2 protein-coding genes are annotated in these 14,567 nt (G+C 74.1%); both read left to right on the top strand.

The window, feature by feature from the left end; genetic code table 11:
• Positions 1–6: 6 nt before the first annotated feature.
• Positions 7–9,801: an SDR family NAD(P)-dependent oxidoreductase gene (locus VA596_RS47630; protein WP_410171997.1), complete on the top strand. Its 9,795-nt coding sequence runs from the start codon at positions 7–9 to the stop codon at positions 9,799–9,801.
• Positions 9,802–9,998: 197 nt separating this feature from the next.
• Complete coding sequence (locus tag VA596_RS47625) at positions 9,999–14,555, top strand: type I polyketide synthase (protein WP_410171998.1); 4,557 nt, start codon at positions 9,999–10,001, stop codon at positions 14,553–14,555.
• Positions 14,556–14,567: the final 12 nt, after the last annotated feature.

Here is a 14,567-nt window from a genome sequence, read left to right as displayed (position 1 = left end):
AGGTGTGTGATGGCGGACCAAGACAAGCTCCTCGACCTGCTCAAGCGCGTCACGGGAGACCTCCACCGGACCCGCGAACGGCTGCGTGACGCCGAGGACGGCCGGCACGAACCGGTCGCCATCGTCGGCATGGCCTGCCGGTTCCCCGGCGGCGCCGACACCCCCGCCGCGCTGTGGGACCTGGTGGACAACGGCCGTGAGGGCATCGGCGAGTTCCCCGCGGACCGCGGCTGGGACACCTCCGGCTTGTTCGACGACGACCCCGACCACCGCGGCACGACGTACGTGCGCACCGGCGGGTTCCTGCCCGGCGCCGCTGGGTTCGACGCCGAGTTCTTCGGGATCTCGCCCCGCGAGGCCCTCGCGATGGAGCCGCAGCAGCGGCTGCTGCTGGAGGTCGGCTGGGAGGCCGTCGAGCGTTCCGGTCTCGACCCGGCCGCGCTGCGCGGCAGCCCCACCGGCGTCTACATCGGAGTGTCGGCGCAGGAGTACGGGCCGCGCCTGCACAACCCGGGCGACGCCGTCGACGGCTACCTGCTCACCGGCACCACCTGCAGTGTCCACTCCGGACGGATTGCCTACCAGCTCGGCCTGGAGGGCCCGGCCGTCTCGATCGACACGGCGTGCTCGTCTTCGCTGGTCGCGGTGCACGCGGCGGTCCGCGGTCTGCGCGCGGGGGAGTGCACCCTGGCGCTGGCCGGCGGGGTCAACCTGATGGCGTCACCCGGGATTTTCGTCGACTTCGCGCGCCAGCGCGGCTTGGCGCCGGACGGCCGGTGCAAGTCGTTCTCCGACGACGCCGACGGCACCGCCTGGGCCGAGGGCGTCGGCATGCTCGTGCTGGAGAAGCTGTCCGACGCCCAGCGCAACGGGCACCGGATCCTCGCCGTGGTCAAGGGTTCCGCGGTCAACTCCGACGGCGCGTCCAACGGCCTCACCGCCCCGAACGGCCCGTCCCAGCAACGGGTGATCCGCGCCGCGCTGGCCGACGCGCGACTGTCCACAGCGGACGTCGATGCGATCGAAGCACACGGCACCGGCACCCGCCTCGGCGACCCGATCGAGGCCGAGGCCCTGCTGGCCACCTACGGCCGTGACCGCTCGCGCCCGCTGTTCCTGGGGTCGGTGAAGTCGAACTTCGGCCACGCCCAGGCCGCGGCCGGGGTCGCCGGGATCATCAAGATGGTCGAGGCGATGCGCCACGGCGTCCTGCCGCCGACGCTGAACGTCGGCACCCCCAGCACGGAAGTCGACTGGGCCGGTGGGCCCGTGTCGCTGCTGACCGAGCGCACCGACTGGCCCGAGGGCCCGCGGCGGTGTGCCGTGTCGTCGTTCGGGATCAGCGGGACCAACGCGCACGTGGTCCTGGAGCAGGCGCCCGCCGAAGTGGTCGAGGAGCGGCCCGCGCCGCCCGCCGTCGTCCCGATGCTGCTGTCCGCGGCCACGGAACCCGCGCTGGCCGGCCAGCTCGCCCGGCTGGCTTCGGTCACCGCGGAGCCGGTCGACGTGGGGTTCACCTTGGCGACGACCCGGGCCGCGTTGCCGTACCGCGCGGTCGTCGTCGGCTCGGACCGGGTGACCGGCCGGGTCACCGAAGGCGGGCTGGCGTTCCTGTTCACCGGGCAGGGTTCGCAGCGCGTCGGCATGGGCGCTTCGCTGTATCAGGCGTTTCCGGTGTTCGCGGCGGCTTACGACGAGGTGTCGGCGTTGCTGCCGGACATCGGGGACCTGTCCCGGACGGAGTTCGCGCAGCCCGCGATCTTCGCCCTGGAAGTCGCGTTGTTCCGGCTGGTCGAGTCGTGGGGTGTCCGGCCGGACTTCCTGGCCGGGCATTCGATCGGTGAGATCGCGGCGGCGCACGTCGCCGGTGTCCTGTCGCTGGAGGACGCGGCGAAGCTGGTGTCGGCGCGTGGCCGGTTGATGCAGGCGCTGCCCGAAGGCGGCGCGATGGTCGCGGTGCAGGCATCGGCGGACGAGGTCCGCGAGGTGCTGTCGGACGAGGTGTCGCTGGCCGCGGTGAACGGGCCGACGTCCGTGGTGCTCTCCGGCGCGGCGGAAGCCACCCTTGCCGCGGCGGCCCGGTTCGCCGACCGCAAGACCAAGCGCCTCGACGTCTCGCACGCGTTCCACTCGGTGCTGATGGAGCCGATGCTGGCCGACTTCGCCTCGGTGGTAAGGGAATTGACCTTCTCGGCGCCGCGGATCCCGATCGTGTCGACGGTCCGCGAAGGTGCGAACCTGACCGATCCCGAGTACTGGGTGACGCATGTCCGGGAGACCGTGCTGTTCTCCGGCGCGGTGGACCAGCTGCGCGGGAAGGGCGTCACGAAGTTCCTCGAACTCGGGCCGGACGCCGTGCTGAGCACCCTGGTCGACGCGGACGTCGCCGTGCCCGCGCTGCGGCGTGACCACGACGAGCCGCACCAGCTGGTCACCGCGCTCGGCACCCTGCACGCGCACGGCGTGCCCGTCGACTGGGCCACGTACTTCGGCGGCAGCGGCCGGTTCGTCGAGCTGCCCACCTACGCCTTCCAGCACGAGCACTTCTGGCTCGGTCAGGAGAGCGACGCCGACGTCACGTCCGCCGGGCTCGCCGCCGCCGACCACCCCCTGCTCGGTGCCGCGGTGTCCGTGGCCGCCGACGACGGCGTCCTGCTCACCGGCCGGCTCTCCCTCGACCGGCACCCGTGGCTGGCCGACCACGTCGTCGCGGGCCGGGTGCTGGTGCCGGGCACGGCGTTCGCCGAGCTGGCCATCCGCGCCGGCGACGAGGCCGGCTGCACCGGGATCGAGGAGCTGATCCTGCAGGAGCCCTTGGTCCTCGAACCCGGCTCGGCGCCGGAGGTCCAGGTCGTCGCGGGGGCGGCCGACGAGCACGGCCGCCGTCCGGTGTCGATCCACTCGCGCCGGCCGGAGCACCCGTGGACCACCCACGCCACCGGCTTCCTCGGCACGCCCCCGGCGTCCACTGTGGACATCCCGTGGCCCCCGGACGCGACCGAGGTTCCCCTCGACGACGCCTACGACCGTCTCGCGGCGGCCGGCCTCGCGTACGGCCCGATGTTCCGGGGGCTGCGCGAGGTCTGGCACCGCGGCGACGAGATCTTCGCCGAGGTGGCCCTGCCCGAGAACGCGGCCGGCGGCTTCGGCCTCCACCCGGCCCTGCTCGACGCGGCGCTGCAGGCCACCGCCGTGCACGGCGAGGACCAGGGCTCGATCCCGTTCGCGTGGCGCGACGTCGTGCTCCACGCCCGCGGCGCGACGGAGCTGCGGGTCCACGCCCGCCCGAGCGCCGACGGTCTGGCCCTGGACCTGGCCGACGGAACGGGCGCCCCGGTGGCGTCGATCGGCGGGCTGAGCGTCCGCGCGGTGACCACCACGCGGTCCCTCGAGGGCCTCTACCGCATCGAGGAGGTCCCGCTCTCTGCCGTTACTGCTTCCACCCCGGCCACGGTCGTGGCGGCCGGCTCCCTCGACGCCACCCTCGCGGCGCTGCAGGAGTTCCTGGCCACGGACGAGCCGGACCCGCTGGTCGTGCTGACCGGCCCGGCCGACGGCGCCGTCGAAGGCCTGGTCCGGGCGGCGCAGGCGGAGAACCCGGACCGCATCGTCCTGCTCCGCGGCGCCCATTCAGACGTCGAGGCGGCACTCGCCACGGGCGAACCGGAGGTCCACGCCCACGACGGCGCCCTGTTCGCCCCACGCCTGGCTCGCGTCGCGGCCGCCCAACCGTCCATACTGGACACCAGCGGAACCGTCCTGATCACCGGCGGTACCGGCGGTCTCGGCGCTCGGCTCGCCCGGCACCTCGTCACCACGCACGACGTCCGGCACCTGCTGCTGGTCAGCCGCCGTGGTGAGGCCGCGCCCGGGGCCGCCGAGCTGGCCTCCGAGCTGGCTGATCTTGGCGCCGCGGTTCGTATCGCAGCCTGTGACGTCGCCGACCGCGAGCAGGTCCGCGACTTGCTCGACCGGGCCGAGCCGCAGGTCACCGGGGTCGTCCACGCGGCCGGGGTGCTCGACGACGGCGTCCTCACCTCGCTCACCCCCGAACGGCTCGACGGTGTCTTCCGGGCCAAGGCGACCGCCGCCCGGGTGCTGCACGACCTCACCGGCGACCTCGACTTCTTCGTCCTGTTCTCGTCGATCGCGGGCGTCTTCGGCTCCCCGGGCCAGGCCGCCTACTCCGCCGCCAACGCTGCGCTCGACTCCCTCGCGCGGGAACGGCGCGGGGAGGGGAAACCCGCCCAGTCGCTCGCCTGGGGCCTCTGGCAGGACGGCATGGGTGCCACCCTGACCGGCACCGACCGCGACCGCATCGGCCGCGACGGCTTCGGCGCCCTCACCCCGGACGACGGCCTCGCGCTCTTCGACGCCGCCGTCGCCGACGGTGGTGAGGTCCTGGTGCCCGTGCACCTCGACCTCGCGGCCGTACGCAGGGCCGGGGTCCCGCCGCTGCTGCGCGGGCTGGTCCGCGTCAAGACCCGCCGCGAAGCCCGGCGCACCGAGACCGGCCTCGCCGGACGGCTGGCCGGGCTGTCCGAAGCCGACCGCGAAGCCCTGCTCGTCAACCTGGTCCGCGCCCGCGTCGCGGCCGTGCTCGGCCGGGCGGGCGCGGACACCGTGGAGGCGTCCCGGCCGTTCACCGAACTCGGCTTCGACTCGCTGACCGCCGTCGAACTGCGCAACGAACTCGGCGCCGAGACCGGCCTGCGGCTGCCCGCGACGCTCGTCTTCGACCACCCGAGCCCGGCCGCCGTCGCCGCCTTCCTCGGCACCGAACTGCTCGGCGCGCCAACGGAAACCCGCCCCGCCTCGACCCGGCGCAAGCAGACCGACGAACCGATCGCCATCGTCGCGATGAGCTGCCGTTACCCCGGCGGTGTCCGGTCGCCGGAGGACCTGTGGGACCTCGTCGACGCCGGCACCGACGCCATCTCGCCGTTCCCGAGCGGGCGCGGCTGGGACGTCGACGGCATCTACGACCCCGAACCCGGCCTGCCCGGCAAGACCTACACCCGCCACGGCGGCTTCCTGCACGACGCGGGCGAGTTCGACCCCGAGTTCTTCGGCATCTCGCCGCGCGAAGCCCTCGCGATGGACCCGCAGCAGCGCCTGCTCCTCGAGATCAGCTGGGAGGCCCTGGAACGCGCCCAGCTCGACCCGGCGTCGCTCAAGGGCAGCGCGACCGGCGTCTTCGCCGGGATCATGTACTACGACTACGCGGCGAAACTGGCGAGCGTGCCCGACAGCGTCGCGGGATTCCTCGGCACCGGCACGTCCGCCAGTGTCCTGTCCGGTCGGGTCGCTTACACGCTGGGCCTGGAGGGCCCGGCGGTGTCCGTCGACACGGCGTGCTCGTCTTCGCTGGTCGCGCTGCACCTCGCCGCCCGCTCGCTGCGGGCGGGGGAGTGCACGATGGCCCTCGCGGGCGGCGTCACCGTGATGGCGACGCCGGAGACGTTCCTCGACTTCTCCCGCCAGCGCGGCCTGTCCCCGGACGGCCGCTGCAAGTCGTTCTCGGACGACGCCGACGGCACCGGCTGGTCCGAAGGCGCCGGCGTGCTCGTGCTGGAACGGCTCTCCGACGCCCGCCGCAACGGGCATCCGGTGCTGGCCGTGGTCCGCGGTTCCGCCGTGAACCAGGACGGCGCGTCCAACGGCCTCACCGCCCCGAACGGCCCATCGCAGCAACGGGTGATCCGCGCCGCCCTGGCCGACGCCGGTCTGTCCACATCGGACATCGACGCCGTCGAGGCGCACGGCACCGGCACCCGCCTCGGCGACCCGATCGAGGCGCAGGCGCTCATCGCGACCTACGGCGACGAGCGCGACGAACCGCTGTGGTTCGGCTCGGTCAAGTCGAACCTCGGCCACACCCAGGCCGCCGCCGGGGTCGCCGGGATCATCAAGATGGTCGAGGCGATGCGCCGCGGGGTGCTGCCCCGCAGCCTGCACGCCGCGGAGCGGTCGGCCGAGGTCGACTGGGACGCGGGTGCCGTCGAGCTGCTGACCGAGCCGCGGCCGTGGCCCGGCAGCGGCCGCCCGCGCCGCGCGGGGGTGTCGTCGTTCGGGATCAGCGGGACCAACGCGCACGTCGTCCTGGAGCAGGTCCCGGGGCCCGCTCCGGCCGAACCGGCTGCGCCCGGGGTCGTGCCGTGGGTGGTCTCGGCCAAGACCGACCAGGCCCTGGCCGACCGCGCTCGCGCGCTCCTGGAGCTGGACGCCGACCCGCGTGACGTCGCCTTCTCCCTGGCCACGACCCGGACGGTGCACGAGCGCCGGGCCGCGGTCGTCGGCGCGAACGCGTCCGAGCTGCGAGCCGGGCTGGAAGCCGTCGCCGAGGGGCAGGGGATCGTCGGGCGGGCCCAGCCGGGCAAGCTGGCGTTCCTGTTCACCGGCCAGGGTTCCCAGCGACCCGGCATGGGACTCTCGTTGTACGAGAAGTTCCCGGTGTTCGCCGCGGCCTACGACGAGGTGGCCGCGGTGCTGCCGGAGAGCGGCGACCTCGCGCGCACGCAGTTCGCGCAGCCCGCGATCTTCGCCCTGGAGGTCGCGCTGTTCCGGCTGGTCGAGTCGTGGGGTGTCCGGCCCGATTTCCTGGCGGGCCATTCCATCGGCGAGATCGCCGCCGCGCACGTCGCCGGCGTGCTCTCGTTGCCGGACGCGGCGAAACTCGTCGAGGCGCGGGGCCGGCTGATGCAGGCGCTGCCCGAGGGCGGCATCATGGTCGCGGTGCAGGCGTCCGAAGCCGAGGTCGCCGGGTACCTGTCCGATGAGGTCTCGCTGGCCGCGGTCAACGACGAGAACTCCGTGGTGCTCTCCGGTGTCGAAGGCCCGACGCTCGCGGTCGCGGACCGGTTCCCCGGACGGAAGACCAAGCGCCTCGACGTGTCGCACGCGTTCCACTCGGTCCTGATGGAGCTGATGCTCGACGACTTCGCGGCGGTGGTGCGGGAACTGACCTTCGCCGAGCCGCGGATCCCGATCGTGTCGACGGTGAGCGAGACCGCGGACTTCACCGACCCGGAGTACTGGGTGACGCACGTGCGGGAGACCGTCCGGTTCGCCGCGGCGGTGGAGACGTTGCGCGGCTACGGTGTCACCAAGTTCCTCGAACTCGGCCCCGACGCGGTGCTGTCCGCGCTCACCGAGGGCGTTCCTTTGCTGCGCAAGGGACGCGACGAAGCGACAACGGCGATGACGGCGCTCGCGACTTTGCACGTCCAGGGCGTCCCGATCGACTGGGGCGGCGTCCTCCCGGGCGCACGACGGCTCGACCTGCCCACGTATCCGTTCCAGCGCAGGCACTTCTGGCTCGAACCCTCGTCCACCGGGGATCTCACCTCGGCCGGGCTGGAGACCTCGGACCACCCGCTGCTCGCTGCCGGGCTGTCGCTGGCCGAAGGCGACGGCACCGTCCTCACCGGACGGTTGTCCCTGGCCAGTCATCCGTGGCTGGCCGGGCACACCGTGCACGACACCGTCCTGTTGCCGGGCGCGGCGCTGGCCGAACTGGCCGTCCGGGCCGGGGACGAAGCCGGGCGGCCGCGGCTGGTCGAGCTGACCCTGCACGCGCCCGTCGTCATCCCCGAATCCGGGCCGGTCGAGCTGCAGGTCGCGGTCAGCGCCGCCGCGGCGGTCACCGTGCACTCGCGGATCCCCGGTGAGGAGTGGGAACTGAACGCGTCCGGCCTGCTGGCCGAGGCCGCCCCGCCGGTCACCGGGTTCGCCTGGCCGGACGGGCTCGAGCCGATCGACCTCGGCTCGTTCTACGACGACCTCGCCGACCGCGGGTTCGCCTACGGCCCGCTGTTCCAGGGCCTGCGCGCGGCCTGGCGGCACGGCGAAGACCGCTACGCCGAGATCGCGCTGCCGGAGGAGGCCCACGACGACGCGGCCCGCTTCGGCCTGCACCCCGCGCTGTTCGACGCCGCGCTGCACGGCATGTTCCTCGGCGCGGGCGAGGAGGCGGGCGCGCTGCCGTTCAGCTGGAGCGACGTCAGCCTGCACGCGAGCGGCGCCACGGCGGTCCGCGCGCGGCTGCGGTTCACCGGGCCCGGCGAGGTCGCGGTCGAGCTGACCGACCTCGCCGGGGCGCCGGTGCTGTCGGTCGGGTCGCTGGTCGTCCGCGCGGTCACCGGCGAGCAACTCCGGGCCGGGGAAGACCGGTCGCTGTTCCGGGTCGAGCACGTCGCCGTCGAACCGCCGCCCGCGTCGCCGGTCGTGTGGGCGCGCTGGGACGAGGTGACCGAGCCGGTGCCGCCGGTGGTCGTCCTGCCGGCGTCCGGGGTGCACGCGGTGCTCGGCGTCCTGCAGCGGTTCCTCACCGAGCCGCGGTTCTCCGGCTCGCGTCTGGTCGTCGTGACCGGGGGTGGGCTCGGCGACGCGGCCGCCACCGGGCTCGTCCGCTCGGCGCAGGCCGAGAACCCCGGCCGGTTCGTGCTGCTGGACGGCGAAGTGTCCGATGTGGACCTCGCGCTGGCCACCGGGGAACCCCGCGTCCGGGTCCGCGACGGCCGGGCCGAGGTGCCGCGGCTGGTCAAGACCGAACCCGGCCGCAAGCCGAACTGGGAACCGGCGGGGACGGTGCTGGTCACCGGCGGCACCGGCGGGGTCGGGGCCAAGCTGGCCGAACGGCTCGTCACCGAACACGGCGTCGAAAGCCTCGTGCTCACGAGCCGCCGCGGCCTCGCCGCGCCTGGCGCGGAGGAGCTGGCGCTGCGGCTGCGTGAGCTGGGCGCCGAGGTGCGGGTGGAGGCGTGCGACGTCGCCGACCGGGACGCCGTGGCCGCGCTGGTGGACGGCATTCCCGGCCTGTCGGGGATCGTGCACGCGGCCGGCGTCCTCGACGACGGCGTCGTCACCGCCCTGACCCCAGAGCGGCTGGACCGCGTGCTGGGCCCGAAGGCGGACGGCGCGCGGCACCTGCACGAGCTGACGCTGGACCGGCCGCTGACGGAGTTCGTGCTGGTCTCGTCGGTGTCCGGGGTGCTCGGCGGGCCGGGCCAGGGCAACTACGCCGCGGCCAACGCCTACCTCGACGCGCTGGCCGAGCAGCGGCACGCCGACGGCCTGCCCGCGCGGTCGCTGGCCTACGGGATGTGGGCGGCCGAGGGCATGGGCGGGGTGCTGGACCAGGCGCTCGTCGACCGGATGCGCCGCGACGGCTTCGGCGCGCTGTCCCCCGACGAGGGCGCGGTGCTGTTCGACCTCGCGCCCGGCCCGGTGTCGGTGCCGGTCAAGCTCGACCTGGCCGGCCTGCGCGACCAGGCCCGGGCGGGCGTGCTGCCCGCGCTGCTCACCGGCCTGGTCCGGCTGCCGGTGCGCCGGGCCGTCTCCAGCGGTGCGGCTCCGGTGCTCACCCGCGAAGCGTTGCCGGAGCTGGTGCTGACCCACACGGCCCAGGTGCTCGGCTTCGCGACGGCGTCCGAGATCGACCCGGAGCACGCGTTCACCGACCTCGGGTTCGACTCCCTGACGTCGGTGGAGCTGCGCAACCGCCTGGCGGCCGCGGCCGGCCGTCCCCTGGGCGCGACGGTGGTGTTCGACCACCCGACCCCGGCGGCCCTGGCGTCCCACCTCGCCACCCTGCTGTTCCCGGAGGTGGTCGTCCCCGACGAGGCCCGCCTCCGACGCGCCCTGGCCGGCGCTTCCCTGGACCGGCTCCGCGAACTGGGCGTCCTGGAGGCGCTGCTCCGCCTCACCGACGACACCCCCGAACCGGCGTCCGAGGACGCGATCGACGACCTGGACGTCGGTGACCTCATCAGCCGCGCGATGTCCACCTCCCGCGACTGACGCCCCACCTCGAAGGTCCGTGAAGGCCACATCGAGGGACTCAGAGTCCCTCGATGTGGCCTTCACGGACTTCTGCGTTCGGGGGGAGTGGGTGCCGGGTTACCGGGGCGTGGTGAAGGGCGCGCGGGGGAGGACGGCGGCGCGCCCAGGATGGGGGGCATGCCCGAGCTTCGCCCGTCTCGTCCGGTCCGGAGAATCTGATGGCGACACCCGAGGAACTGGTTGCCGCACTGCGGGAATCGGTCAAGGAGAACAGCAGGCTGGCCGCGCGCAACCGGGAACTCGCCGACGCCGCGCGCGAACCGGTCGCGATCATCGGCATGGGGTGCCGGTACCCCGGTGGGGCCGACTCGCCCGAACGGCTGTGGGACCTCGTGGCCGACGGCCGCGACGCCGTGTCCGAGTTCCCCGCCGACCGCGGCTGGAACCTCGCCGAGCTGTTCCACCCCGACCCCGACCACCCCGGCACGTCCTACGCGCGCGAAGGCGGCTTCCTCCACGACGCCGCCGAGTTCGACCCCGAGTTCTTCGGCATCTCGCCGCGCGAGGCCCTCGCCATGGACCCGCAGCAGCGGCTGCTGCTGCAGATCAGCTGGGAAGCGATCGAACGGGCGGGTCTCGACGCCTCGGCGTTGAAGGGCAGCGCCACCGGCGTGTTCGCCGGGATCATGTACCACGACTACGGTTCCGGCGCGGGTGAGCTGCCCGAAGGCGTAGAAGGCTTCCTCGGCACCGGCACGGCCGGCAGTGTGCTCTCCGGCCGCGTCGCCTACAGCTTCGGCTTCGAGGGCCCGGCCGTCTCGGTCGACACGGCGTGCTCGTCGTCGCTGGTGGCGGTGCACTTGGCCGCGCAGGCGCTGCGGGCGGGGGAGTGCACGCTCGCCCTGGCCGGCGGCGCGACGGTGATGGCCGTCCCGGACACGTTCGTCGAGTTCTCCCGCCAGCGCGGCCTCGCCCCGGACGGCCGCTGCAAGTCCTTCGGTGCAGGCGCCGACGGCACCGGCTGGGGCGAGGGCGCGGGCGTCCTACTGCTGGAGAAGCTGTCGGACGCCATCGCCCACGGCCACCGCGTCCTGGCGGTGGTCCAGGGTTCGGCGGTCAACTCGGACGGCGCGTCCAACGGCCTCACCGCACCGAACGGCCCGTCCCAGCAACGGGTGATCCGCGCCGCACTGGCGAGCGCCGGACTGTCCACATCGGACATCGACGTCGTCGAGGCCCACGGCACCGGCACCCGCCTGGGCGACCCGATCGAGGCGGACACCCTCCTGGCGACCTATGGCCGCGACCGCACGGTGCCGCTGTACCTGGGCTCGGTCAAGTCGAACGTCGGCCACACCCAGGCGGCGGCGGGGGTGGCGGGGATCATCAAGATGGTCGAGGCCCTGCGCCGGGGAGAATTGCCCCGCACCCTGCACGCCGACGAGCCGTCCCCGCACGTGGCCTGGGACTCGGGCGCGGTGGAGCTGCTGACGTCGCACAGGCCGTGGCCTACGGTGGACCGCCCCCGCGCGGCGGCGGTGTCGTCGTTCGGCATCAGCGGGACGAACGCCCACGTGGTGCTGCGCCAGGCCCCCGCCGAGGTGCTCGCCCCGGCCGGATGGCGGCACGCCTCCGCCGCCCCGGTCGCCGGGGCGCAGTCGCCCGGAACCTCGGCCCAGGTGCCCGCGCCGGGCTCGGCCGAATCCCTCGCCGGGTCGCGGCGGACCTCCGCCGAGGTGCCCGCACCGGCCGGGGCGCCGCGGACCTCCGCCGACCTGGTCGCCGGGGCGCAGTCGTCCGGAACTCGCGCCGAGGTGGCTGCGCCGGGATCGCCCAAATCCTCCGCCGGGTTGAGCACGCACGCCGGGGCGCCGCAGGTCGAGGGTCCGGCCGTGCGGGTTCCGTGGGTGCTCTCCGCCCGCGATGAAGCCGCCCTGCCCGAGCTGGCGGCCCGCCTGCTCCGGACCGAAGCCGACCCGGTCGACATCGCCTGGTCCCTTGCCACCAGCCGCGCCGCGCTGCCGTTCCGCGCGGCCGTCACCGGGGATCTCAAGACCGGGCTCGAAGCCCTGGCCGCCGGGGAAGCCGCACCGAGCGTGGTCACCGGGCGCGCGACCAGCGGCAAGCTCGCCTTCCTCTGCACCGGCCAAGGCGCCCAGCGGCTCGCGATGGGCACCGAACTCGCCGCGGCGTTCCCGGTCTTCGGCGCGGCCTTCACCCGGGTCGCCGAGCGGCTGGACGTGCACACTGGCTTCCGGCTCACCGACGTCCTGGCCTGCGGTGATAAGGCGATGATCGACCGCACCGAGGTCGCGCAGCCCGCGCTGTTCGCCTTCGAGGTGGCCATGGCCGAACTGGTCCGCTCCTGGGGCGTCGAGCCGGACTTCCTGCTCGGCCACTCCATCGGGGAACTCGCCGCCGCGTACCTCGCCGGCGTCTGGTCGCTCGACGACGCCGCCCGCCTGGTCGCCGCCCGTGGACGCCTGATGCAGGCGCTGCCCGCCGGGGGAGCGATGGTCGCGTTGCAGGCGACCGAAGACGAGCTGGACCTGCCCGCCGGGGTGAGCATCGCCGCGGTCAACGGGCCCACGTCCGTCGTGCTCTCCGGCGAGGAAGCCGCCGTCACCAAGGTGGTCGAGGGCTTCCCGGACCGTCGTGCCAAGCGCCTCGCCGTCAGCCACGCCTTCCACTCCGCCCTCATGGACGGCATGCTCGACGACTTCCGCGAGGTCGCCGAGAGCGTCACCTACGCCGAGCCGCGGATCCCGCTCGCCGCCGGGGACGTCACCGACCCGGCGTACTGGGTCCGGCAGGTGCGCGACACCGTCCGGTTCGCAGACGGCGTCCGCAGCCTGCGCGAACGCGGCGTCCGGCGGTTCCTCGAGCTCGGGCCGGACGCCTCCCTGTCCGCCCTCGGCGCCGACTGCGTCACCGACGCGACTTTCATTGCCACACAACGGAAAGATCAAGACGAAGCGGCGGCGGCTGACCTGGCCCGGGCCCGGCTCTTCACCGCCGGGGTCCGGCTCGACTGGGCCGCGATCTTCGCGGGCACCGGCGCCGCCCGTGTCGACTTGCCGACCTATCCGTTCCGGCGGGACCGCTTCTGGCTCGCCGCCGCGGACCGCAGTACGCCCCCGGCCCGGCGGTACGAGGTGGTCTGGCGCCCGATCGAACCCGCGGCGACACCCGAAGCCGACTGGACGGTCTACGCGCCGGAACGTCACGAGTGGGCCGAAGCCGCCGCAAAAGCCCTGAACGCGCCACTCGTGACCGAGATCCCGGAGCACGGCCCGATCCTCGCTTTCCCCGCGGACGCCGCCGGCCTCGCCGAAATCCTCCGGGCGACCCCGGCGAAGGTCTGGTGCGCCACCACCGACCCCGGCGTCGCCGCCGTCGGCCGGGTCGCGGCGATCGAACAGCCCCGACGCTGGGGCGGCTGCGTCACTCTGCACCAAAAGGCAGACGTCACCCGCCTGCCGGACGTCCTCGGCGGCCCGGAAGACGAGGTCGCCATCCGCGACGGCCAGATCTTCGCCCGCCGGTTCGTCCCGGCGAAGCCCGCGCCCACCAGGGAATGGACCACCAGCGGCACCGCCCTGATCACCGGCGGCACCGGCGCCCTCGGCGCGATCGTGGCCGAACGCCTCGCCCGCGCCGGAGCCGAGCACCTCGTTCTGCTGTCCCGCCGCGGCGAAGACGCGCCGGGTGCGGCAGAACTGCGCGAACGGCTGGGCGTCAAAGTCACCATCCACGCCTGCGACGCGGCGGACAAAGCCGCACTGTCCACAGTGGTCTCCCAGACCGAAGACCTCCGCGTCGTCGTCCACACCGCGGGCATCCTCGACGACGCCCTCCTCGACGACGCCACCCCGGAGCGCTTCGCAGCCGTCGCCCGGCCCAAGGTGACCGCCGCCCGGAACCTGCGCGACCTCACCAGCGACCTCGACGCCTTCGTCCTGTTCTCCTCGGTGGCCGGCGTCCTCGGCAACGGCGGCCAGGCCGCCTACGCCGCCGCCAACGCGGAACTCGACGCCCTCGCCGCGCAGTGGCGCGAGGAGGGGGTCCCGGCGGTGTCGATCGCCTGGGGCCCGTGGGCCGAAGGCGGCATGGCGGAGAACGTCCACCACAAGGGCCTCCGCCCGATGACCCCCGAGGCCGGTGCGGAGGAGTTCGTCCGGGCGATCGCCGCCGACGACGTCACGGTCACCGTCGCCGACATCGACTGGCCGACGTTCTTCGAGGACTTCCGGCCGGCTCCGGCGCTCGCCGAGCTGCCGCGCCCGGAAACGAAACACCAGGAAACACCCGATCTGCGGGCCCAGCTGACCGGGCTGATCGAGCCCGAACAGCGACGGCTGCTGCTCCAGCTCGCCCGCGAGACCGTCGCGCGGGTGCTCGGCCACCCGGACGTGAGCAAGATCGGTGCGGACCGCGCGTTCACCGAGCTGGGCTTCGACTCGCTGACCGCCGTCGAGCTGCGCAACCGCCTCGACGCCGCGACCGGCCTGGCCGTGCCCGCGACGCTCGTCTTCGACCACCCGACACCGCAGGCCCTCGCCGCCTACCTCTGGCAGGAGCTGGCCGGGGGCGCGGACGACGACGTCGACGGCCTGCTCGACACGCTCGAAGCCGCACTGAGCCGCCTCGGCGCGGACAGCGAAGAGCACGCCCGGGCGCTCACGCGCCTGGCGGACCTGGCGCGGCCGGACTTCAAGCCGTCTTCGGACGACGAGCTCTTCGCCTTCATCGACCAGCAACTCGGCGCCTGACATGAGTGGGGA

The sequence above is a fragment of the Amycolatopsis heterodermiae genome (genome assembly GCF_034929455.1).
In the GTDB taxonomy this organism is placed as follows: domain Bacteria; phylum Actinomycetota; class Actinomycetes; order Mycobacteriales; family Pseudonocardiaceae; genus Amycolatopsis; species Amycolatopsis heterodermiae.
The sequence above is the reverse complement of the archived record's forward strand: the minus strand, read 5'-3'. Positions and strand labels throughout refer to the sequence as shown.